Here is a 22,482-nt window from a genome sequence, read left to right on the forward strand (position 1 = left end):
GGCCTCAGTCTAGGATTTACCATCATGTCTGTTCCGACATGATTACCGCAATTTCTGCCATGAACTCAAAACCCAGTCGTCTCGTTGTGCTGCTGGCCTACCCGGGCTGCCAATCGCTGGATGTGAGCGGGCCCTGGGAGGTGTTCAGCAAGGCCGCCGCCCATGCCGCCGACCTGAACGGTGCCGGGCCACCGGCCTACCGCCTGCAGCTGGCCTCGCCGCTGGGCGGCCCGGTGCGCTGCAACTCGGGCCTGCAATGGGCGGACTCCACCGCCCTCGCCCGCCTGCGCGGCCCGCTGGACACGGTGCTGGTGGTGGGCGGCGATGCCGGCGCCTTCGAGCCCGGCGGCGCGGCCCATGGCCTGCTGCCCTGGCTGCGGCGCAAGGCGCCCGAGGTGCGCCGCATGGGCAGCGTCTGCACCGGTGCTTTTGCGTTGGCGGCGGCCGGCCTGCTGCAGGGGCGGCGCGCCACCACGCACTGGCATTCCTGTGCCGAGCTGGCGCTCAAATACCCGGGTATTCGGGTGGAGCATGACGCCATCTTCGTGGCCGACCCGCCGCTCTACAGCTCGGCCGGCATCACCGCCGGTATCGATCTGGCCCTGGCCCTGGTGGAGGATGATCTGGGCCAGGCCGTGGCGCTGGCGGTGGCGCGCGAGCTGGTGCTGTATCTGCGCCGGCCCGGCGGGCAATCGCAGTTCTCGGCCGGCTTGCAGGCCCAGGCCAGAGCCTCGGACCGTTTCCAGGCCTTGCTGGCCTGGATGCAGGAACACCCGGCGGCCGATCTGAGCGTGGGCGAGTTGGCCGCGCGCATGGCCTTGAGCGAGCGCCATTTCGCCCGCCAGTTCCAGCAGCAAACGGGGTGTACGCCGGCCCGCTTCGTCGCGGCCCTGCGCCTGGAGCGGGCCAAACACCATCTGGAGCAGACCCGCTGGCCGCTGGAGCGGGTGGCGCAGAAAGCCGGCTTCGGCTCGGTGGACAGCCTGCAGCGCAGCCTGCGCCAGCAGGCCGGCATCACGCCCGAGCAGTACCGCCAGCGCTTTGCGCGGCTGGCTTAGCGTGGCAGGTGGAAAGCATTGCTGCGCACCGGCGAGCGCTTCAACTCCAGCGGCACGCCGCCCTCAGCCGAGCGCTTGACGCTGAAGCCCTTGGCCAGTTGTGGTGGGCAGACCCCGTTGATGCGGTGTTGCAGGGCTGCGGCCAGCATGGCTTCTTGCGGGGCACCCAGGGCGTTGCCGAGGTCGTCGGCCACCAGGCAACCGGGCACGCCGGTGGGGCCGCTGCCGGCGGGCACAAAGCCGTCGGAATAATCGCCAAAACCCTTGGCATTGACGCCGCCAAACTCGATCGGGAAATAGCTCATGCCGCAGTTGTCCTTGGCGACGAAGCCGTAAGGCTTGCCGCAGGTCTTGCCGCCGATCAGGATCACCTCGACGTCCACCCCGCGCAAGCCGTTGATGAAGGCCTCGCTGGCCGAGCAGGTGCCGCTCTGCGCCAGCACATAGACGCGCTTGAGGTTCAGGCTGGGCAGGGGCTGCTCCAGCGTGCATTTGTAATTGGCGTCCAGGAGGCAGGACTGGTTGAAGAAGGCGTAAGAGAAGTTGTCTTTCTGGCGGCGGCTGTTGTAGCGGCTGGTCTCGAAGATTTTGTTCGCGGTCTGGGCCGAGCCCGCCACCATATAGGCCAGCTCGCTGGCCATGAAGAGCAGGCCGCCGCCGTTGTAGCGCAGGTCCACCACCAAATCAGACACGCCGGCTTGCTGGAAGCTGTTGATGGCCGCGATCAGCTGGGCCTCGCCCTTGGCGATGTGGTCGTTGAAGACCATGTATCCGACTCGCTTGCCATCCATCCCGGTCAGCACCTGGCTCAGCGGCACGGGGACCTTCTCCACCTCGGCGCTGAGCAGGCTGGTGTTGATGGCCTGGCCCAGGCCATTGCCGCGAGTGAAGGAGAACACAAAGCTCTTGCCCACGGCATCCGGGCTCAAAGCGTCGTTCAGCGTCACCAGGCCGGCGCTGTCATTGGTGTCGGCCGACACGCCGTTGACCGTAGCCAAGGTGTCGCCGCGCATCAGGCCGGCGCGTGAGGCCGGGCTGTTGGCGGCCACCGCGGCAATGCGGATCTGGCGCGGCGGCGTGCGCGAGCCCATGGTCCATTCGATGCCGAAACCGGCATCTACACCCGCCCGGGTCTCCTGATCCCATTTGGCCGTCGGGAGGGTGAAGCTGAAGCGATCGCGCTGGGCGCCGCTGGCCGTGCGTGCGGGCGTCAGCAAGGCGTCGAAATAGGCCTCCAGCGAGGCCTGCACATTACCGGCATTGCTATAGCTGGCCTCAGCGGGATTGACCACGGGCACCTCGTCGCGCCAGAGATAGGCTTCGTCGAAATAACTGCGCATCCACTGCTTCTCGACGCTCAGGCTGCCCACCCGCGAGGCCTGGGGCGCCAGGCTGTTTTCGGGCGCGCATTGCTGGGCATAAACGCTGCTGGGCTGCAGGCTGGCCGGTGGCAAGGGGCTGGGGGCCGGAGCGGGCGCAGGCGCGGGCTCGGGGCCGAACTTGGGCGTGCCGGCGTCCCCACCGCCACCACCGCAGGCCAGCAGCAAGAGGCTGGCGCTCAGCGCGGCAATGGTGGCCAAGGGCGAAGGGCAAACTGATCTCATGCATTCCTCCTAAAACGGGCGGTTCTTGGGGCGCCTCGCGAACAATTCTTTTTTTTAGAACAAAGGCCTGCTGCCAAACGGGGAGACGTTTTTACACCCGCTGCGCGGCCTGGCCGGCCAGATTCCAGGGTAAATATCGCCGGCCGTCGATCAATCGCCCGCCAGTTTCTGCTTGGCATAGGCCGCGCCCGGTCCGTTGGGCAGCAGGGCCAGATAGGTGCTGTAGGCTTTTTTCGCGCCTTCGGCATCGCCGCTCCTGGCCCGGGCGTCGCCCAGATTGAGGTAGGCGATGGCGCGCGAGCGGTCCATCTGGATGGCGTTCTCGAACCAGCGCGCGGCCTCCTTGAACTTGTCCTGCTTGTAGAAGACAAAGCCCAGATTGTTGGCGGCCAGCGCGAAGTCGGGGCGCAGCTTCAAGGCCTCGGTGAACTCGCGCTCGGCCTCAAGGTAGCGCTTTTCCTTGAAGTGCTGCAGGCCGCGGTCATTGGCGCGCTGGGCCAGCTGGCGCATGGAGCTGGGCATGGCGGCCGGCGTGACCAGTTTCTGGTCCTGGCCCTGCAAGTCCTTCAGGACCACGGTGGTGCTGACGGGCAGTTGGGCCGGCTTGTCGCCACCGGCCGCGGCCTGCGGCGGCGCGGCCACGGCATCGAGCTTGCCGTTCAGGGCGATGGCGTCGCTGGGCAGTTGCGAGGTCTGGGCGCTGATGAATTCGTCGTTGGCGGGCAGCTCAAAAACAAAGTCCCCGCCCTCCGATCCCGGCAGGCTGCCAAAGGCCGGCGTCTGCCGCGAGACGGCCGAGACGGCCGGCCCCACATAGGCTGCCAGCTCGGTGGCGGTGATCAGGCCGTCGCCGTTCAGATCGCCCTTGCCGGCCAGGCCTTGCAGCAGGGTCCAGGTGAAGACGGAATGGCCGTTCGGCCCGCCGTCGGCCACCAGTTGGTCGGCACCGCCGGCGGTCAGCATCTGGCGGCCGATGCGGCGGGCGTTGTCGCGCAGGAAGTTGGCCGAACCGCCGCCGCGCGTCAGGCCCAGGCCGCTGTAGCAGGCGTCCATGATGAAGAGCGCATGCTTGGCCGTCAGGCTCTCGGCGATGTTCTGCAGCTCGGTCATGGGGATGGCGTCGGTGGCGATCTTGCCGGGGTCGGAGTCCACCGGGATGATGTAGCCCAGGCTGCGGCCCGAGCTGAGCTGCAGGGTCGCGCCATGGCCGGCGAAGAAGACCAGCAGGCGGTCGTTCTTCTTCATGCCGCTATGCGCCAGCTTGTCGTGGAAGGCGCCCAGAATGCCCATGCGGGTGGCGTCCTGGTTGTCCAGGCTGATGACACGTTCGGGCGCGAAGCCGAACTTCTGGATCAGGGTCTCGCGCATGGCCTGGGCGTCGCGCACGGCGTACTGCAGCTTGGGCCATTTGGCGTAGTCGTTGATGCCGATGACGATGGCCCAGGAGTCGGCATAAGCCGGCGTCGCGACGGCAGCCGCGGGTGGCGCCTCGCGCTTGACGCTCTTGAACTTGGCGCCGTCCCAGCCGGCGAACTGATAGCCCTGGGCGCTGAGCTTTTCCAGGATCAGGGGCAGGGCCTTGACGGTGCGCTCGTGGATGTCGTGGAAGAGGATGATGCCGCGGCCCTCCTTCTCCACCGTCTTCAGCACCCGCTCGGCGATGGAGCTGGGCACCGGGTCGGCCCAGTCCATGGAATCGATATTCCACATCACCGAGCGCAGCTTGGCCTGGCCCAGGATCTCCATGCCCTCGGCGTTACGGGCGCCGTAGGGGAAGCGGAAGATGGGCGAGCGGCGCTTGTCCACCGCCTGCAAGAGGCTGTCGGTGCCGAGGATCTCCTGCTTCAGCGCATCGCCCGTGCGCTTGGACAGCTGGGCATGGGTGAGGCTGTGGTTGCCGATGGCGTGTCCCTCGTCCAGCAAGCCCTGGCTGATCTTGGCCAGGCCGCCCAGCTGGGGCTTGCCTTGCGCATCGAGCCGGCCCAGATTGCTGCCCACCTGGAAGAACACGGCCGGCGCGCCGTACTGCTTGAGGATGGCGGTGATCTCCTCGGTATAGCTGCGGTGCGGGCCGTCGTCGAAGGTCAGCACGATGGTTTTGGGCGGCAGCTCCTTGCCAAAGACCTCGGCGTTTTCGCCCTCCTCCGAGGCGCTGGCCTTGGCCGTGGGCGGCAGGGGGTAGGGCGTGACGACGCCGTAGTCCTTCAGGATCTGCTCGCGGCTCAGGCTCTTCTTCAGCTGGGCGACATAGTCCTCCCACTTCTCGCGCTTGAGCTCGATGGCGCGGCTGCCCTCGAAGCGGCCGAAGATGCGCTGGATCTCCTTGTCGTAATTGCGCTCGATCTCGGCCAAGGCGTCCAGGTCCTCGCTGATGCGCTTGTGCAGCTTGATGGCCGGCAGGGTGGAATCCTGGGCAATATCGGTCTTGAGGCTGCGCAGCACTTCCACAAAGGCCAGACGGTCGGCGTCGAAGAGCTGGGCATCGCTCTCCATATAGTCCAGCAGGCCGGCGATCACGGCCAGGCGCTGGGCCTCACCGCCCTGGATCAAGCTGCGCAAGCGTTCTTCCAGCGCCAGCACCCGGGCCTGGTTCTCGTGGAACAAGGCCTGGCCCACGGGCTTGGCGCGCTCGGCCACCTCGGGGCCAGCCTTGGCCTCGTCGGCAAACAGCACGATGATTTTTCGCTGCGCCTGCACCAGGGCGCGGGCCTGCTCCAGCAAAGGGGTCAAGACCTGAGCCTCGGCGCCCGAGGCACTGGCGGCGCTGGCGGCGACGGCCTCGGGGGCCTGAGCGCGGCCAGCCTTGGGCTGCAGGAATAAATGCCAGGCGCCGGCGCCCAGGCTGAACGTGGCCACGGTGGCCAGGGCGGCAATCAGAGTCTTTTTCTTGGCGAGCATGCGGGCGGGATCTGCGGCGAGCGCTTCAATTCAAACCTCGTCATCATCGCCGCAAGTCGGCGCTAAATTTTGCCGCCACTCAAGAACTTGCCAGCGGCTTGCGCGCCGCCGCCAGGCTCTCGGCCATCTGATTGAACATGGCCTCCTGCAAGGCCAGCTTCTTGCGGCCTTCGGAGCGTTTCTTGGACGGCATGGCCTCGATGTCGATGAAGGGCGCGGCCAGGCTGGGCAGCTGGTAATTGCCGTCGGGGCGGGCCTGCGCCTCCATCTCCGTCCACATCTGGTCGTAATTGGAGCTGATGTGCCAGCGCCGCCAGAGATTGATGCTGATGCGGTTGACATTGCTCACCAGCAGCAGCTGCGGGCAGCCCAGCAGATGGGCAAAGTGCCGCGCCGCCAGCACCAGCAGGCCGGCCGGCCGGGTGCTGAAAAGGTCGCGGGTGGCCTCGCGCACCATCTCGCGGGCGGCCTCGGTGGCCTTGCCCTGCAGGCGGCCCAGCATCAGGCAGGGCTCGCCGTCCTGGCGGAAGAACACCAGGGAGGCGGCAAAGAGGTACTCACCCTTGTAGACCAGGCGCAGGCACAGCTCGCCCTCGCGGTGGCCTTCGTGAATGGCGCTCAGCTCCAGGCGCATGGGCGCGCCGGACTTGCACTCCAGCTGCGCCAGCAGCACGGGCTCTTGCGAGGCCTGGCGCACCCAGTCGGCCAGGCCGAATTCGCTCAGGAAGCGATAGTGGGCGATCAGCACATCGACCCGCCTGGCGCAGCTCAGGCGGGTGGACAGATAGGGCCGGTAGATCTTGCTGTGGGCGAAGGGGAACTGGCCCAGCTTGTCGTGCAGGATATCGCTCTCGCGGATGAACTGCGTCCAGCGCTGCGTCTGCCTGGGGTGCAGCAGGCTGCCGATCAGGATCTTGGCGCGGTCCTTGGGTTTCATGGCGACCCGGGCAGGTTTGGATTTCATGGGCAGAGGGCGGCGCAGGCGGAAGGCTTGGGGGGGGTCCAAGTGAATTGGGCGATAGGCAGTCAATCTGCAGGTAGCGGATTGTCTCTGAGTTTTCCGCTGCCCAAGCATTGCCGGGCAGCGCGCGCTGCTACCCTTGCGCGCCTGCATCCCCAAGAACGCCCGGAAGCCAAGAACAATGCACCTGATCCCCGCGCTGCGCCTCACGCTCACCCTGAGCTTGCTCGCCCCGGCCCTCAACCTCCAAGCCCAGACCAAGCCCGCTGTGCAAGCCGGCTTGGCCGCCTTGCACAGCGTCGAAGGCATCAGCGAATACCGCCTGCCCAACGGCCTGCAGGTACTGCTGGCGCCCGACCCCTCCAAGCCCAGCACCACGGTCAATATGACCTACCGGGTGGGCTCCAAGCACGAGAACTACGGCGAGACGGGCATGGCCCATCTGCTGGAGCATCTGGTCTTCAAGGGCTCGCCCCGCCACCCCAATCCCTGGGCCGAGTTCAGCCGCCGCGGCCTCAATGCCAATGGCACGACGGACCTGGACCGCACCAATTACTTCGCCAGCTTCGCCGCCGAGCCCGAGAACCTGCGCTGGTATCTGGCCTGGCAGGCCGACGCCATGGTCAACAGCCGCATCGCCCGCCGCGACCTGGCCACCGAGATGACGGTGGTGCGCAACGAGATGGAGATCGGCGAAAACAAGCCCGATAACATCTTGTTCGAGCGCACTCTGGCCGCCATGTACCAGTGGCACAACTACGGCAAGAGCGTGATCGGTGCGCGCGCCGATGTGGAGAATGTGGACATCCCGCGCCTGCAGGCCTTCTACCGCCGCTACTACCAGCCGGACAACGCCACCCTCATCATCAGCGGCCGCTTCGAAGCCCGGCAGACCCTGGCCTGGGTGCAGCAGAGCTTTGGCGCCATCCCCGCCCCCAAGCGTCGCCTGCCCAAGTTCTACACCCTGGACCCGGCCCAGGACGGCGAACGCGCCGTCACCGTGCGGCGCAGCGGCGGCGTGGCCAGCCTGACGGCGGCCTATCACGTGCCGGCCGGGCCGGCGCCGGACTATGCGGCGATCGAGCTGCTCCGGGGCGTGCTGAGCACGCCGCCCGCCGGCCGTCTGTACCAGCGCCTGGTGGCCGAAAAAAAGCTGGCCAGCCAGGTCAGCGCCTTCAGCATGCCGCTGGCCGAGCCGGGCTTTCTGCTGCTGGGCGCCGAGCTCAAGGCCGGCGCCGAGCTGAGCGAGTTGCAGGCCGAGCTGCTGCGCGTGCTGGAACTAGAGCTGGCCAGCGCGCCCATCAGCACGGCCGAGCTGGAGCGCGCCCGCACACGCTGGCTCAATCGCTGGGAGCAGCAGTTCACCGACGCCGAGCAGGTCGGCCTGGCCCTGTCGGAGAGCGTGGCCCAGGGCGATTGGCGCCTGTTCTTCCAGCTGCGCGACCGCGTCAAGGCGCTCAATCTGGCCGATCTGCAGCGGGTGGCGCAAAGCTATCTGCGCCCGGCCAATCGCACCCTGGCCAGCTATCTCCCGACGGCGCAGCCGCAGCGCGCGCCGGCCCCGCAGCTGCTCGATGCCGGCGCGCAGCTGCGCGACTTCAAGCCCGGCCCGGCGGCCGCCGCCGTGCCGCCCTTCGAGGCCTCGCCGGCCGAGGTCCAGCGCCTCAGCCAGATCGACCGCCTGGGCAACGGCCTGCGCCTGGCCCTGCTGCCCAAGCCCACCCGCGGCGGGGCGGTGCAAAACCTGCTGAGCCTGCAGATGGGCGACGCCCAAAGCCTGCGAGGCCAGGCGGCGGTGGCCGAGCTGGCCGCCGCCCTGCTGGACAAGGGCACGCAAAGCCTGGACCGGCAAGCCCTGCGCGACCGCATGGACGCGCTGAAGATGGAGCTGCAGATCAGCGCCAGCGCCGAGAACCTGAACCTGGCCTGGAGCACCCGCCGCCCCCATGCCGAGCAGGCCCTGGCCCTGGTCGCCCAGCTGCTGCGCCAGCCCCGCTTCAGCGCCGACGGCCTGGAAGAGGTGCGCGCCCAGGCCCTGGGCCAGTTGCAGGCCCAGCGCGACGACCCCGAGGCCCTGGCCGGCAATGCCCTGAACCTGCTGTTTGACGGCGGCGCGGCCTGGCCGCGCTTTGATGTGCGCCACGCCCGCAGCTTTGCGGAGATGGAGGCCGATCTGCAGGCCGTCACCCTGGCCCAGGTGCAGGACTTCCAGCGCCGCTTCTACGGCGCCGCCCAGGCCCAGTTCGCCGCCGTGGGCGACTTCGACGCCCAGGCCCTGCGCCAGGCCGCGGCCCAGGCGCTGGGCGATTGGCACGCCGCCCAGCCCTATGCCCATGCCCCCCTGCCCTACCGCGCCTTGCCCGGCCAGCGAAGCCAGCTGCTGACGCCCGACAAGCAGAACGCCGTCTTCAACGCCCGCCTGGGCCTGCCCCTCAACGAAGACCATGCGGACTATGTCGCGCTCAGCCTGGTCAACCAGATGCTGGGCGGCAGCAGCGACTCGCGGCTGTGGAAGCGCATCCGCGAGCGCGAGGGCCTGTCCTACAGCGTCTGGTCATTCCTGAGCTGGGGCGAGCAAGACCTGAACAGCAGCTGGCATCTGGGCGCCTTGTTCGCGCCGCAAAACCGCGCCAAGGTCGAACAGGCCTTTGACGAGGAACTGGCCCTGGCGCTGAGCCAGGGCTTCAGCGCCCGCGAGCTGCGCGAGGCCCAGCAAGCCATGCTCAGCGACCGCCGCCTGGCCCGCGCCCAGGACCCGCTGCTGGCCGCCACGCTGGCCCAAAACCTCTTCATGGGCCGCGATGCCCTGCGCTCGCAGGCGGTGGACGAGGCAATCGCCAAGCTGAGCCTGGAGCAGGTCAATAGCGCCCTGCGCCGCTACCTCAAGCCGGCCGATTTCCAGCGCCTGTGGGTGGGCGACTTCAAGTAAGGGCGGACTCAGGCGGCAACTGATCCCAGTACGGCCATTCCAGATCGAAGCGCTGGGCCAGAAAGTCCACAAAAGTCCGCAACAGCAAGGGTTGGTGGCGGCGGCTGGTGTAGACGGCATGCAGGCCCAGGCGCTCGGGCTCGTAGTCGGGCAGCAGGCGGACCAGCTCGTCACGCGCCAACGCCGGGCCGACCAGATAGGTGGGCAGCAGTGCGATGCCCGCGCCGGCCAGCACGGCCTGCTGCAGCACCGTGGTCTCGTTGGCGCGCAGACGCACCTCGGGCAGGGCGATCACCAGCTCCTCCTCGCCGCGCCGCAGCCGCCACTCGTCGCGGCCGAAACGGGCATGGCCCAGGCAGGCATGCCGGGCCAGCTCGGCCGGGGCCTCAGGCCGGCCCTGGCGGGCCAGATAGCTGGGCGCCGCGCACACCACCGAGCGGCACCAGCTCAGGCGTCGGGCGATCAGCTGCGGGTCCAGCTGATTGCTGATGCGCAGGGCCAGGTCGATGCGCTCCTCCACCAGATTGACCGTGTGCTCCAGCGCCATCACCTCGATCTGGGTCAGCGGATGCAGCTGCAAGAACGCCGCCACCGCCTGGGCCAGATGGATTTGCGCGAAAGAGGAGCTGGCGGTGATGCGCAAACGCCCCTGCACGCTGCGCAAATGCTCGCCGGCGGCCTGGCGCGTCTCCTCGGCCAGCTCCACCATCTGGCGGCAGCTGCCCAGGGCTTGCAGGCCCGCGTCGGTGAGGCTCAGGCGCCGGGTGCTGCGCTGCAAGAGGCGCGCACCCAGCCATTGCTCCAAGGCCTCCAGATGGCGCGAAGCCATGGCGCGCGACAGCTCCAGCGCCTCGGCCGCCGCCGTCAGGCTGCCGCGGTCCACCACCTCCACAAAAACCTGCATGGCTCGCAGCCTATCCATGGTTCACACGCCTTTCGCCCGCCTTGATTCGCTCAGTTTATGCAACAAACCATCTTCAAAACCGCTGTTTATCAAATGAGTCGGCGCAAATAAAGTTCATCCCATCGCAACACACACCGGATGAACACCATGTCTTCACGTCAGCAATTCCCCCGCTTCAGCAATGTTTTCAAGGCCCTCAGCCTGAGCCTGCTGGCCGCCACCAGCCTGATGGCCGTGCAGGGCTCGGCCGCCGCGGCCGAGGCCGCCGCCCCGCTGGCCCTGACCGTCATCAACCATGGCCCGGCCAGCTTCCACGTCAACTCGGTGCTGGTCAGCGGCGCCAAGGAAGCCGTGCTGCTGGACAGCGGCTTCACCCGCGCCGACGCCCTGCGCGTGGCGGCTGCCGTGCTGGACAGCGGCAAGAAGCTGAGCACCATCTACGTCTCCGCCGCCGACCCCGACTACTACTTCGGCCTGGAAGTGCTGCATGCCGAATTCCCCGAAGCCAAGATCGTGGCCAGCGCCCAGACCCTGAAGAAGATCCAGGCCTCGGTCGCCGGCAAGGTCCAGTTCTGGGGCCCCAAGCTGGGTGGCAACGCACCTCGCAAGCCCGTCCTGCCCGAGCTGATGGCCGGCAACAGCCTGCAGCTGGAAGGCCAGACCCTGGAAGTGCGCGGCCTGGATGACAGCCTGGCCCACCGCAGCTATGTGTGGATCCCGTCCATCAAGGCCGTGGTCGGTGGCGTCAACATCTTCGGCGGCCTGCATGCCTGGACGGCCGACACCCAAAGCGCCGCCGAACGCGCCGCCTGGGTCGCCAAGATCGATGCCATCAGCGCGCTCAAGCCCCTGACCGTGGTGCCGGGCCATATGCTGCCCGGCACGGCGCAGGACGCCTCCAGCCTGGCCTACACCCGCGAATACCTGGTCCGCTTCGAAAACGAGCTGCCCAGGGCCAAGGACGCCGCCAGCCTGATCGAGACCATGAAGAAGGCCTACCCGCAAGCCGGTCTGGGCATCGCGCTGGACATCGGCGCCAAGGTCAACAAGGGCGAGATGAAATGGTGAACCAGCTCCCCGCCACGCTGCACTACATCTACGACCCCATGTGCGGCTGGTGCTACGGCGCCGCGCCCCTGGTCCAGGCGGCGGCCCAGCTGCCCGGGCTGACGCTGCAGCTGCATGGCGGGGGCATGTTTGCCGGCAGTGCCCGGCGCCCGGTGACGCCGGAGCTGCAAGCCTATGTGGCCCCGCATGACCGGCGCATCGCCGCGCTCAGCGGCCAGCCCTTTGGCAGCGCTTACACCGAGGGCTTGCTGAAGGATCTGGGCGCGGTGCTGGACTCCGGCCCGCCCATCACGGCCATCCTGGCGGCACAGCAGCTGGGTGGTGCCCAGCAAGGCCTGGCCATGCTGGGCCGCATCCAGCAAGCGCACTATGTGCAGGGCCGCCGGGTGGCCGAGGCCGAGGTCTTGCAGACATTGGCGCTGGCGCAGGGCCTGGAGGCCGAGGCCTTTGCCACAGCCTTCCAGGCCCTCAGCGGCCCGGCCACGCTGGCCCACCTCGCGGCCAGCCGGCAGCTGATGCAGGCGGCGCGGGTGCAGGGTTTCCCAAACCTGGTGCTGGAGCGCGCAGATGGCCGGCTGCAAAGCTTGGAACTGAGCCGCTTCCACGGCCAGCCAGCACCATGGGCCGACTATTTGCGCGGCACCCTGCAGGCGGACGTCACGCCCGCCTGAAGCCCGGCGGCCCGCTCTGAGGGTGTGAACTTTTGTAGCGAGCGGCTGCCAGGCTAGGCGGACGGAGCGCAGGAACCGGAACGTACTTCCTGTACGTGAGGATTCCGAGCACCGCCCAACGACGCATGGCGGCCGCGCAGCAAAAAGTTCTCATCCTCTCAGGCCGCCGCCAAGGCCGTCTTGATGGCGGCCACCAGCTGCGCCTCCAGCACCGGCTTGTGCAAGACCTGCAGGCCGGCCGCGCTGGCTTCCTGCAGGCGCTCGGGGCAGGTGTCGCCGGTAATCAGAATGGCGGGCAGGCCGGGCAGCGCGCCACGCAGGGAGCGCACCGCCGACAGGCCTTCATCGCCGCCTTGCAGGCGCAGATCGGTCAGCACGAGATCGGGCCGGCGCTGCAAGCTCTTCACCACCGCCTCGCGGGCGCTGCGCGCCAGGCTGACGTCGCAGCCATGGCTGTTCAGCAAAGCCTGCATGGCGACGCGCACCGGCTCCTCGTTGTCCAGCACCAGCACATGCAGATGCGGCAGCTGCGGGCCGGCACCGTCGCTCTGCGCGGCGGCGTGCAGGATGGGGTCGCAGACGGCGGCAATGCTGAGGCTGAAGCAACTGCCCTCGCCCGGCGCCGAGGCCAGGCTGAGGTGCAGGTCCAGCAGGTCCACCAGACGGTTGACGATGGACAGGCCCAGGCCCAGGCCCTTGGCCCGGTCGCGCTCGCCGCCGATCTGGTAGAACTCCTCGAAGATCTGGGCCTGCTCGGGCGCCGCGATGCCGGGGCCGGTGTCCTGCACATCGATGCGCCACAGACCCTCGGTCCCGGCGCCGGCCCTTTGCACGCGGATGTCGATGCGGCCGTGGGGGGTGTATTTGATGGCGTTGTCGACCAGATTGCGCAGCACCCGCTCCAGCAGCAAGGGGTCGGACTCCACATACACATCGGCCGGGCAATCCAGGCCCAGGTTCAGGCCCTTGCTCTGCGCCGCGGCCTGGAATTCCTGGCTCAGGCGGGTCAGCCACAAGCTCAGCGAGAACACCTGGTTCTCCACCCTCACCACCTGGGCGTCCAGCTTGGAGATGTCCAGCAGCGCATCCATCTGCGAGGTCAGCGACTGCAGGGCCTGATTCATCTGGCCCACGATGGTGGCCGAGCCAGGATCCAGCGACCGCCGTGCCAGGGCCGAGCCGAACAGGGACAGGGTGTGCATGGGCTGGCGCAAATCATGGCTGGCCGAGGCCAGGAAACGGGTGCGCGAGAGCATGGCGCTCTCGGCCTGCTGCAAGGCCAGGCGCAGCTGCTGATTGCTCTTGATCTGGCTGTGCCGTATCGCCACCGAGTCCACGAAGACGCTGTAGGCATCGCGGGCCAGAAAGGCCAGCACCCAGGCAAAGCCGAGAATCAGAAAGCCCAGCGCCCAGTCCAGCCAGCGCGCCTCATACATGCCCGAGTGGCCCAGCCAGGCCACGCAATTGGCCAGCGAGACCGGCAGCAGAAACATCAGCAAGACCGGCCAATAGCCGGCCGTCGAGGCCACCGCGCCGGCGCACAAGCCCAGCAGGATGATGGTCTGCACCATGCGCTCGAAGTCGCTCATCCAGGGTACAAACACCAGGGACAGGCTGAACAGCAGGCCGCTCAGCGCACTCAGCCACACGGCCCACTGCAGGCGGCGCGCCACCGGCACATGCTGCAGATGCGGCAAGCGCCCCAGCACATACCAGCGCAGAGCCAGCGACGCAAAGACCAGACCCACCCACAAGGCGCTGAGGAGCTGGATCGGCCCCGTATTGCCCTTGCCGACGATGACCCCGATCATCAAGGCGCTCAGCCCCACCGGCAGCGGCATGCGCCGGCCTTGCCGGGCCAACAGGCTCAGCAACTCTTCTTCGATGGGAACGTTGTCCTGTGCGGGCTTGGCGCTCATGCGCGCCCCGCCATGGCCGCGCCCAGCGGCCAGCCATTCGCCATGCACGTCGCCGGACCGGCACTCGCGCAATGATTCATTTGGGTCCACCCTCTGTTCTTGCAGGGTGGAAGCATACTGCCCCGGCGCAGCAGCGATTGCGCGCCCGACGGGCATATGTTTCCCAAAACGACCGGCTTGTTTTTCAAAGCACCCCGGAGCTTCCCGGAAGTCGGCAAGGACTTGAGCTAACTCAATATTCAAGCGCACAAAAAACTAGGCCGACAATCGCCGCCCTTGCGAGCATTGATTGTCGGCATAGCACTCCTCCCCTCGATCAACACGCCGAGGTCCAGGCGGCGCATCAATCTGGGACGCAGTATTGCTGCGCCCTGCCAGGCTCGCTATCCCCCTCAAGAGGGATGCCGAAAGGCATGGGTCTTGAATCCGGGTAATAGGAACATTTTTGGCTCAGGCCCCATCTAGGCCAACATCACCCGCGCAGGCTGGCGGCGCTCGCGCAGCACATCGTCCAGCAGGTCCAGGTAGTAGGCCAGGGGCGGCGTGCGCTTGCCCGGATGCTTGGCCAGATCATCCCAGCGGCGCAGCTGCAAGGCCTGGGCCGCGAAGGGCCGAGCCAGGAAGCGCAGGCGCTGCTCGGCATTCATCGGACCGCCCTGCAGCTCCAGCGAATAGCGTGAGGCCTGGGACAAGCCCTCGCGATAGCTCGCATCGGTGGCGACCAGATAACGCTTGGCCTGCACATGCAGGGAAATCGGCTCCAGCACCTCGGGGCCAAAGCCACCCGAGCGCAGCAGATGCAGGGCCCGCAACTCATGTCTGTCGTCGCGCAGCTCGTCATTGGCCGCGCCATCCATCAGCTGCCCCAGATCATGCAGCAGGGCCGCCGCCACCAAGGCGTTGTCGGCATAGGCCCACTCGGCCAGCTGCGCACATTGCAAGGCATGTTCCAGGGCGCTGACGCTCTCCCGCAGCTCCAGGCGTTCGCCGGTGTAGAGCGTCGCACCGCGGCGCTCAAACAGGGCTTCAATCTTGCAAACAACATCCATGCCATACCTCAGCTTCGGTCAGGGCTTCATCTTCCCCCACCGAGCATGACCCTGGCGTGACAAGCAGAAAAACCTGGTTTCAAAATGAATATGCAGAACTGTTCAAAATCGGTGAACCTTGGCATCAAGCAAGCTGAACCCGCCCAAGCACGCCTGGGTCCACACTTCAGGCATTGTCGAAACGAGCACGCATACCTCCCCATGCAAAACCAGCGCCAACAAATCACCCCGACCAGCAGCCGCTACAGCGGCGTCGCCATCGCCTTCCACTGGCTGCTGGCCGTCGCCATCGTCGGCGCCTTCGGCATGGGGCTGTATATGGCCGACCTGCCGTTCTCGCCCAGCCGGCTGAAGCTTTACAACTGGCATAAATGGGCCGGCATCACCATCCTGGCCCTGTCGGCCCTGCGCCTGCTGTGGCGTCTGACGCACCGCCCGCCGGCCGATCTGCCCATGCCGCGCTGGCAAGCCCTGGCCGCTCATCTGACCCACGGCCTGCTCTACGCCATGTTCTTCGCCGTGCCCCTGGTGGGCTGGGCCTACAGCTCGGCGGCGGGTTTCCCCATCGTCTGGTTCGGCGTCCTGCCCCTGCCCGACTTCGTGCCGGTGGACAAGGCCCTGGCCGAAATCCTGAAGAATGCCCACGAGCTGCTTGCCTGGGTGCTGGCCGCCCTGGTGCTGGCCCATCTGGGTGCCGCCCTCAAGCACCATTTCATTGACCGCGACGGCCTGCTGCAACGCATGCTGCCGACCCGCCGCTGAGCGGCGCTCCTCTCAAGAAAGCATTTATGACCCTGATCCGCTCCCGCCACCTCGCCACCTTCGGCGCCCTGGTCCTGCTGGCCGGCGCCCCCGCCCTGAGCCTGGCCCAGGCCAAGGCCGCCGCCAAGCCCGCAGCCGCCGCCGCTGCGGCCACCACGCCCCAATTGCTGGCCGCCCAAAGCGAGTTGAGCTTTGCCGCCAAGCAGATGGGCGTGCCGGTGGAAGGCCGCTTCAAGCGCTTCGAGGCCAAGCTGGCCTTCGACCCCAAAAAGCCCGAGGCCGGCAACGTGGCCTTCCAAATCGATCTGGGCAGCGCCACCCTGGGCGCGCCGGAGTTCGACGCCGAGCTGGCCAAGCCGGCCTGGTTCGACAGCAAGAAGCTGCCCCAGGCCACCTTCCAGAGCACGGCCATCAAGGCTCTGGGCGGCGGCAAGTACGAGATCGCCGGCAAGCTGAGCATCAAGGGCCAGAGCCGATATCTGAGCGTACCCATCAGCCTGCACCAGGCCGCCGGCACGACGACCGCCACCGGCGCCTTCGTGCTCAAGCGTCTGGAGTTCAAGATCGGCGACGGCGAATGGGCCGACACCTCCATGGTCGCCAACGAGGTACAAGTCAAGTTCAAACTCGCGTTCAGCGGCGTCGCCCCGCTCTGAACACCTTTTCATCACATCCACCACCACCAGCAAGGAAAGACCCTGCCATGAAGAAGCTTCTGATCGTTGCCGCCGCCCTGGCCGCTGCCAGCCTGGCCCAGGCCCAGACGGCGACCTACGCCATCGAGCCCACCCACACCTTTGTGACCTACGAGATCAGCCATTTCGGCACCTCCACCAACCGCGGCCGCTTCGACAAGAAGGAAGGCACGGTGCAGCTCGACAAGGCGGCCAAGACCGGCCGCGTCGAGGTCACGTTCGACATCGCCTCGGTCAACACCGGCGTCGCCCCCATGAACAAGCATCTGCTGGGCGATGATTTCTTTGCCGCCGACAAGTTCCCGACCGCCAAGTTCGTCGGCGATAAATTCGTCTTCAACGGCGACAAGGTCAGCGAGGTGCAGGGCCAGCTGACGCTGAAGGACAAGACCGCCCCCGCCACCCTCAAGGCCACCAACTTCAACTGCTACCAAAGCCCCATGCTCAAGCGCGAGGTCTGCGGCGGCGACTTCGAAGCCGTCATCGACCGCACCCAATGGGGCATCGACTACGGCCTGGCCTGGGGCTTCCCCAAGAACGTCAAGCTGGTCATCCAGGTCGAAGCCGTCAAGCAATAAGACGACAGCCCCGTCAAGTCAGCGCCTGCTGACCTGAGCCCCGGCCCGCCCGCTGCCTGCAGCCGGCGGGCTTTTGCTTGCCCCCCGGACTGTCGCGCTTCGCTGCAATTCGGCCCGGTGATGCGACGGCGCATCGCTTGGGCTGCGACCCGGCCCCAAGGCTTGCGTACAGTCCAGCCCATTGCAAACAGGTCCAGCCGATGAACGCGACAACGACAAACCACAAGGCGACCAGCCCCTACGAACGCTGGCAGGCTTTCTCGGCCGCCGTCGTGCAGGGCTTTCATGTCTATGCCAGCTGGCTGGTCAGCATCAGCTGGCGGCGTTTTGTCATCTTGTCCCTGGCCCTGATCTTCGCGGCCAATATCCTGCAAGACCTGCCCCCCTTCACCTGGCGCATCAACGAGCAAGTCTTGTTCGACGAGCCGGTCAGCCCGCCCGAGCCGCCGGCCCCGATGGCGCCCAAATCGCCGAAGCAAAGCGGCAAACCCCATATCTCGCTGGACAAACCCATCCACTACGAGATCAGCATCGACGACAAGGGCGTGCGCATCACGCCGCGCAAGCCGCTGAGTGCGAGTCAGGCCGCCAGCGCCGCCTCCATGCCGGCGAGTGCGGCCAGCGCTCCGGGCGAAATGGAGCTCGACCCCAGCCTGCCCTCCATCACCGTGGGCCTGCCCAAGGACGCCGACACGGAAAAAATCCGTCAGGCCATCGAGGAGGCCCAGCAATCCATCGAGGAATCGGTAAAGGACGCCCGCGAGGCCGCCGAGCAGGCCTCCCAGGACGCCAAGGACGCCGTGCGCGAGGCCACCCGCAGCGCCCGCAAGCGCACGACGGTGGTTCGCCTGGGTGACTTCCTGCCCAATCTCGCCGTGCTGCTGGTGCTGGCCTCGGCCGTCATCAAGATCACCTACAAGGGCCGCATCCAGGCCGAGGTCAAGGCCGCCCAGGCCACCGAAACGGCCGAGGCCGAGTCGCTCAAGCGCCAGGTGGTGGAGGCCCGCATGGCCGCCATGCAGGCCCAGGTGGAGCCGCACTTTCTGTTCAACACCCTGGCCTCCATCGACCATTTGATCGAGACCGACCCGCCGCGCGCCTCGCAGATGCAGAAGAACCTGATCGCCCTCTTGCGCGCCTCCATGCCCACCATGCGCGAGGCCAATGCCAGCGGCGTGCGCGATCTGGGCCGCGAGCTGGCCGTCATCAAGCCCTATCTGGAAATCCTCAAGGTGCGCATGGAAGAGCGCCTGCAGACCGAGATCGACGTGCCCGAGGGCCTGCAATCCGCGGAGTTCCCGCCCATGATGATCCAGAGCCTGGTTGAGAACGCCATCAAGCATGGCCTGGAGCCCAAGGCCGAGGGCGGCACGCTGAAAGTCAGGGCCGAGATCCTGCACGGCAAGCTGGCCGTCAGCGTGGCCGACACCGGCCTGGGCTTTGGCCGCGCCGCCACCGGCGGCACCGGCGTGGGCCTGGCCAATATCCGCGAGCGCCTGGGCCTGCTCTACGGCCCCAAGGCCTCGGTGACGGTGGCCGAGAACCAACCCTCGGGCTGTGTGGTGACCATCACCGTGCCCTACCGCAGCCGCGTCCATGAAGGAGCACAAGCATGAGACTGATCTTCCGACGTTTGCTCTTGCTGGGCCTGCTGATGCTGGCCCTCACGGTGATGGCCGGCGGCAGCCTCTGGCATCACTTCGGCGACTTCGCCGCCGACCCCGGCTTCACGCTCAGCATCAATGGCGAGGACGTGGACCTGAGCGGGCTGCAGGACTTCGAAGGCCCGGGGCTCGGGAGCTTGCTGCTGGCGGGCCTGGTCGTCGCGGTGATCGCCTGTGTCGTCGTCCCCCTGGTCCTGCTGCTGAGCGTGGGCCTGCCCTTGCTGATCCTGCTGCTGGTCTTGGGCGGCCTGGCCCTGGGCGCCGTCAGCCTGGGCGCGCTGGTGTTCTCGCCCATCTGGCTGATCGTGCTGGTCTTGTGGCTGCTCTTGCGCTCACCGCGTGCGAGCAGAAGATAAACCCGGTAGAACTACCCGCCAAGGCGGAGGGGAAGGTCATGCAGAACGAATCTACACTGCCGCCTGTCGAAACCAGTCTGCACACCATGAGCGCGTCTTCGTCCGCTAGCACCAAACCCGTACGGGCCATCCTGGCCGATGACGAGCGCCTGATGCGCGAGCAGTTGCGCAGCCGGCTGACCGAGGTCTGGCCCGAGCTAGACATCATCGCCGAGGCCAAGAACGGCATCGAGGCGGTCGAGCTGGTGCGCCAGCACCGCCCCGACCTGGTGTTCCTGGACATCCGCATGCCCGGCCTCACCGGCGTCGATGCCGCCCGTCAAATTGCCCAGTTACCTGAGGATGACGACTGGCTGGTGCCGGAGATCGTCTTCATCACCGCCTACGACCAGTACGCCGTCGAGGCCTTCGAGCAAGGCGTGGCCGACTATGTGCTCAAGCCCGCCGAACGCGAGCGCCTGCTGCTGACCGTCGGCCGCATCAAAAAGCGTCTGGCGCTCAAGCAGGGCGACGAGGTGGAGCAAGGCGGCAGCACGGCCCCGCTGCAGCAACTGCTGCACAAGCTCTCGGCCCAGCTCAACCCCGGCGCCGCACCCAGCTATCTGCAGTGGATCCAGGCCACCGTGGGCAGCGTGCTGCAGATGATTCCGGTGGAAGACGTGCTCTTCTTCATCAGCGACGAAAAATACACCCGGGTGCAGACCGCCCGCGTCGAGGCCCTGATCCGCAAGCCCATCAAGGAACTGGTGGACGAGCTGGACCCGGCCCTGTTCTGGCAGATCCACCGCTCCACCCTGGTCAACGCCCGCGCCATCGATGGCATCACCCGCGACGAACGCGGCCGCCAGCTGGTGGGCGTCAAGGGCTTGAGCGAGAAGCTGGAAGTCAGCCGCAGCTACACCCACCTGTTCAAGGGCATGTGATCAGGCGCCCCGCTTGGGGCTCAACCAGCCCGCGATGCAGACCTGGGCCGTCCAGTACAGGCTCAGCACCCACAAGCTGGCCAGCGGCAGCGGCCCGGCAAATTTATTGATGGCCAGGCAGGTGTCCGACAGCACGAACAAAAAGCCGCCCAGCGCCAGCAGCGCGCCGCGGCCGCCCTCCGGCGTGCCGCGCGCCCGCCAGCCCAGCACCGCCGCCTGCGCGCCCATGGCCGTCAGGCACAGGACGTAGACGATCACCGGGCCGCGCAGCTCGGCCGGCACACCGGGCCAGAGCTGGCTCAGCACCGCCGCCGCGAACAAGGCGTAGACGCCGAAAGGCCATAGCCAATCACCCAGACGCCGCACCCGAGTGAAGGCCCAGAGGTAGCAGAGGTGGGCGCACAAAAAAGACAGCAGGCCGAAGATGAAGCCCTGCTCGGGCCACAGCAAAGCCACATCGCCGCCCAGCGAGAACCAGAGGCCGCGCAAGATCCAGGGCCGGGTCTGCGCTTCCACTGGCAAGACCTGACCCCGCGGCATCGCGAAATAGATGATTAGCAAGGTGCTCAGCGGCTTGAACACAAACAGCAAGGCCGTCTGCCCCCACAAGGCCCCGGCGATGGCGACCGCGGCCGCGGGGATCAGCAGGAGCAGCAGCAGGGGCAGTCGCATCGTCGGCATGGCAGGGCTTATTGGTGGTGAGGTGAGGTGAGCGTCGGCGGCGGGCCGGGGCGCATCATTGTGACCAGACTATGTGCCCGCGCGCCGCTTTGGAGCGCCCACTCTAAAAACGCGCAAAACGTCGCAGCGCGGCGACGCGGCTCGGTTCATACCCGCAGAGGCTTTTTTGCGCGCGCTCTCAGAATGGGCGGCTAAGCAGCACGCCCTGCCCCAAGAGAGGCATGCTGACCTCGAATGAGAGCGACAACAGGAGACTCCCCATGCCCCGCCCCAGTCCTACGCGCCGCCGGCACCCCGCCTTCCCCCTGCTCCTGCTGTGCGCCAGCCTGAGCCTGGCCGCCGCCAGCGCCCAGGCCTCCGGCTACCGCTTCGGCACCCAGAGCGCCGCCGCCGAAGGCACGGCCAATGCCAATGGCGCCGAGGGTGCCGACGCCAGCACCCTGTTTGCCAACCCCGCCGCCATCACCCGCCTGAAAGGCTGGCAGTTCTCCGGCGTGCTGGACTATGTGAACCCCACGGTGCGCTTCAGCGATGCCGGCTCGATCATCAGCCTGCCGGGCTCGGGCTTCCAGCCCCGGCCCATCTCCGCGGTCGGCGACCAGCAAACCCCCACCAAGGCCACCGTCGTGCCGCATGCCTATCTGAGCTACCAGGCTTCGGATGAGCTGGCCTATGGCCTGGGCCTGTTCGTGCCCTCCGGCGCCAAGCTGGACTACGCCCAGGGCTGGGGCGGCCGCTACAACCTCAACTCGGTGGAGCTGAAGGCCTTTGCACTCAACCCCAATATCGCCTGGAAGCCCAGCCGCCAGGTTTCGCTGGCCTTTGGCCTGACGGCCGAATACATGCAGGGTGATCTGTCGCGCGCCGTGCCCTATGGCTCGGCCTACGCGGCCGGCCTGCTGGCCGCGGCGCAGCAGGCCGCCACCGGTGGCGCACCGGGCCTGGCCCAGCAGCTGCAGCAGCAGGCGGGCCAAGTCTTCGGCAACGCGGCCTTCGACGGCAATGTGGCCATCCACGGCAAGGACTGGGCCCTGGGCGCCAATCTGGCCCTGCTGTGGGAGGTGAACGAAGCCACCCGCCTGGGCCTGGCCTGGCGCTCGGGCATCTCGCACAAGCTCAAGGGCACGGCGGACTGGACCCAGCCCGCCAATCTGCCGCCCGCGGTGCTGGCCGCCGTCACCGGCGCGCCGTATGACGGCCATGGCAAGCTGGATCACAACGACTCCGGCGCCAGCGTGTCCGTGAAGACGCCCGACTCGGTCTCGCTGCAGGCCTTCCATCAGCTCAACAGCCGCTTCGCCCTGATGGCCGATGCCACCTGGACCCGCCAGTCCACGCTGCAGCAGCTGCGCATCGAGTTCGACAACACGACCGCCCCCTCCATCACGGCCGAGCATTGGCGCGATGTCTGGCGCCTGTCGCTGGGCGCCAGCTGGCGTGCCACACCGGAGCTGCTGCTGCGCGCCGGCCTCTCGCATGACAAATCGCCCGTCTCGGCCCAGTGGCGCAGCCCGGCCCTGCCCGACTCCGACCGCAGCTGGTACGCCCTCGGCGCCAACTACCAGCTAACGGCCAACACCAGCGTGGACCTGGCCCTGGGCTATGTGAAGCTGCGCGACGCCCCCATGCAGGCGATCGATGACGCCGAAGGCATCACCCCCTGCAACTGCTCCTACGCCACCGTGCGCGGCAACTACAGCAGCTCAGCCACCAGCGTGGGCCTGCAGCTGAACCACAAATTCTGAGTCGCTGACGGCTCAAA

The 22,482-nt window shown here is 67.3% G+C and carries 18 protein-coding genes; 11 read left to right on the plus strand and 7 right to left on the minus strand.

Annotation, left to right across the window (positions count from 1 at the left end):
* The first annotated feature begins 59 nt into the window (after positions 1 to 59).
* Positions 60 to 1,058, plus strand: a complete 999-nt coding sequence (locus HNP55_RS07930; protein WP_246448286.1) for a GlxA family transcriptional regulator — start codon at positions 60 to 62, stop codon at positions 1,056 to 1,058.
* Here the strand turns inward: HNP55_RS07930 and HNP55_RS07935 are convergent.
* The 3 genes from HNP55_RS07935 to HNP55_RS07945 all read right to left on the minus strand — a co-directional run bounded on the left by HNP55_RS07935 (position 1,055) and on the right by HNP55_RS07945 (position 6,524).
* A complete protein-coding gene (locus HNP55_RS07935; RefSeq protein WP_184298007.1) occupies positions 1,055 to 2,662 on the minus strand; it encodes a S41 family peptidase in 1,608 nt (535 codons plus the stop codon). The genes HNP55_RS07930 and HNP55_RS07935 overlap by 4 nt on opposite strands.
* A gap of 150 nt (positions 2,663 to 2,812) precedes the next feature.
* Positions 2,813 to 5,560: a polysaccharide deacetylase family protein gene (locus tag HNP55_RS07940; protein WP_184298009.1), complete on the minus strand. Its 2,748-nt coding sequence runs from the start codon at positions 5,558 to 5,560 to the stop codon at positions 2,813 to 2,815.
* Positions 5,561 to 5,639: 79 nt separating this feature from the next.
* On the minus strand, positions 5,640 to 6,524 hold the full coding sequence (locus HNP55_RS07945; protein WP_184298011.1) for a DUF535 family protein: 885 nt from the start codon (positions 6,522 to 6,524) through the stop codon (positions 5,640 to 5,642).
* A gap of 178 nt (positions 6,525 to 6,702) precedes the next feature.
* Between HNP55_RS07945 and HNP55_RS07950 the strand changes: the two genes are divergently transcribed.
* Complete coding sequence (locus tag HNP55_RS07950) at positions 6,703 to 9,450, plus strand: M16 family metallopeptidase (protein WP_184298013.1); 2,748 nt, start codon at positions 6,703 to 6,705, stop codon at positions 9,448 to 9,450.
* Here the strand turns inward: HNP55_RS07950 and HNP55_RS07955 are convergent.
* Complete coding sequence (locus HNP55_RS07955; protein ID WP_184298016.1) at positions 9,443 to 10,372, minus strand: LysR family transcriptional regulator; 930 nt, start codon at positions 10,370 to 10,372, stop codon at positions 9,443 to 9,445. The two genes, HNP55_RS07950 and HNP55_RS07955, sit on opposite strands and share 8 nt — an antisense overlap.
* Before the next feature lie 210 nt (positions 10,373 to 10,582).
* On the opposite strand from HNP55_RS07955, the gene HNP55_RS07960 reads away from it, so the two are divergent.
* Together HNP55_RS07960 and HNP55_RS07965 are read left to right on the plus strand one after the other, a co-directional pair.
* On the plus strand, positions 10,583 to 11,422 hold the full coding sequence (locus HNP55_RS07960) for an MBL fold metallo-hydrolase (protein WP_221439526.1): 840 nt from the start codon (positions 10,583 to 10,585) through the stop codon (positions 11,420 to 11,422).
* A complete protein-coding gene (locus HNP55_RS07965; protein ID WP_184298020.1) occupies positions 11,416 to 12,093 on the plus strand; it encodes a DsbA family protein in 678 nt (225 codons plus the stop codon). The genes HNP55_RS07960 and HNP55_RS07965 overlap by 7 nt, the downstream gene beginning before the upstream one ends.
* Positions 12,094 to 12,251: 158 nt before the next feature.
* Here the strand turns inward: HNP55_RS07965 and HNP55_RS07970 are convergent, their stop codons facing one another.
* Both HNP55_RS07970 and HNP55_RS07975 read right to left on the minus strand, forming a co-directional pair.
* The gene (locus HNP55_RS07970; protein WP_184298022.1) at positions 12,252 to 14,012 is read right to left on the minus strand and encodes a hybrid sensor histidine kinase/response regulator; all 1,761 of its coding nucleotides are present in this window, start codon (positions 14,010 to 14,012) and stop codon (positions 12,252 to 12,254) included.
* A 461-nt stretch (positions 14,013 to 14,473) separates the two neighbouring features.
* Positions 14,474 to 15,061, minus strand: coding sequence for an HD domain-containing protein (locus HNP55_RS07975; RefSeq protein WP_184298024.1), 588 nt, complete (start codon positions 15,059 to 15,061; stop codon positions 14,474 to 14,476).
* A gap of 201 nt (positions 15,062 to 15,262) precedes the next feature.
* Here HNP55_RS07975 and HNP55_RS07980 point away from each other — a divergent pair, with 201 nt between their 5' ends.
* From HNP55_RS07980 to HNP55_RS08005, 6 genes are all read left to right on the plus strand, one after another.
* Positions 15,263 to 15,823, plus strand: coding sequence for a cytochrome b (locus HNP55_RS07980; protein ID WP_184298026.1), 561 nt, complete (start codon positions 15,263 to 15,265; stop codon positions 15,821 to 15,823).
* Positions 15,824 to 15,849: 26 nt separating this feature from the next.
* Positions 15,850 to 16,479 (plus strand): YceI family protein, encoded by a 630-nt coding sequence (locus tag HNP55_RS07985; protein WP_184298028.1) that lies wholly within the window; start codon positions 15,850 to 15,852, stop codon positions 16,477 to 16,479.
* A gap of 47 nt (positions 16,480 to 16,526) precedes the next feature.
* Positions 16,527 to 17,096, plus strand: coding sequence for a YceI family protein (locus HNP55_RS07990; protein WP_184298029.1), 570 nt, complete (start codon positions 16,527 to 16,529; stop codon positions 17,094 to 17,096).
* A gap of 200 nt (positions 17,097 to 17,296) precedes the next feature.
* A complete protein-coding gene (locus HNP55_RS07995) occupies positions 17,297 to 18,712 on the plus strand; it encodes a histidine kinase (RefSeq protein WP_184298031.1) in 1,416 nt (471 codons plus the stop codon).
* The gene (locus tag HNP55_RS08000) at positions 18,709 to 19,116 is read left to right on the plus strand and encodes a hypothetical protein (protein ID WP_184298033.1); all 408 of its coding nucleotides are present in this window, start codon (positions 18,709 to 18,711) and stop codon (positions 19,114 to 19,116) included. The genes HNP55_RS07995 and HNP55_RS08000 overlap by 4 nt, the downstream gene beginning before the upstream one ends.
* 86 nt (positions 19,117 to 19,202) lie before the next feature.
* A complete protein-coding gene (locus tag HNP55_RS08005; RefSeq protein ID WP_184298035.1) occupies positions 19,203 to 20,039 on the plus strand; it encodes a LytR/AlgR family response regulator transcription factor in 837 nt (278 codons plus the stop codon).
* On the opposite strand, the gene HNP55_RS08010 is transcribed toward HNP55_RS08005, so the two are convergent.
* Complete coding sequence (locus tag HNP55_RS08010; protein WP_184298036.1) at positions 20,040 to 20,720, minus strand: lysoplasmalogenase; 681 nt, start codon at positions 20,718 to 20,720, stop codon at positions 20,040 to 20,042.
* A 260-nt stretch (positions 20,721 to 20,980) separates the two neighbouring features.
* Here HNP55_RS08010 and HNP55_RS08015 point away from each other — a divergent pair, with 260 nt between their 5' ends.
* Positions 20,981 to 22,465 carry an OmpP1/FadL family transporter gene (locus HNP55_RS08015; protein WP_184298038.1) on the plus strand — a complete coding sequence of 495 codons (1,485 nt, stop codon included), beginning with the start codon at positions 20,981 to 20,983 and terminating at the stop codon, positions 22,463 to 22,465.
* The last annotated feature ends 17 nt before the right edge of the window (positions 22,466 to 22,482 follow it).

The organism is Roseateles oligotrophus, from assembly GCF_014204525.1.
Classification (GTDB): Bacteria; Pseudomonadota; Gammaproteobacteria; order Burkholderiales; family Burkholderiaceae_C; genus Paucibacter_A; species Paucibacter_A oligotrophus_A.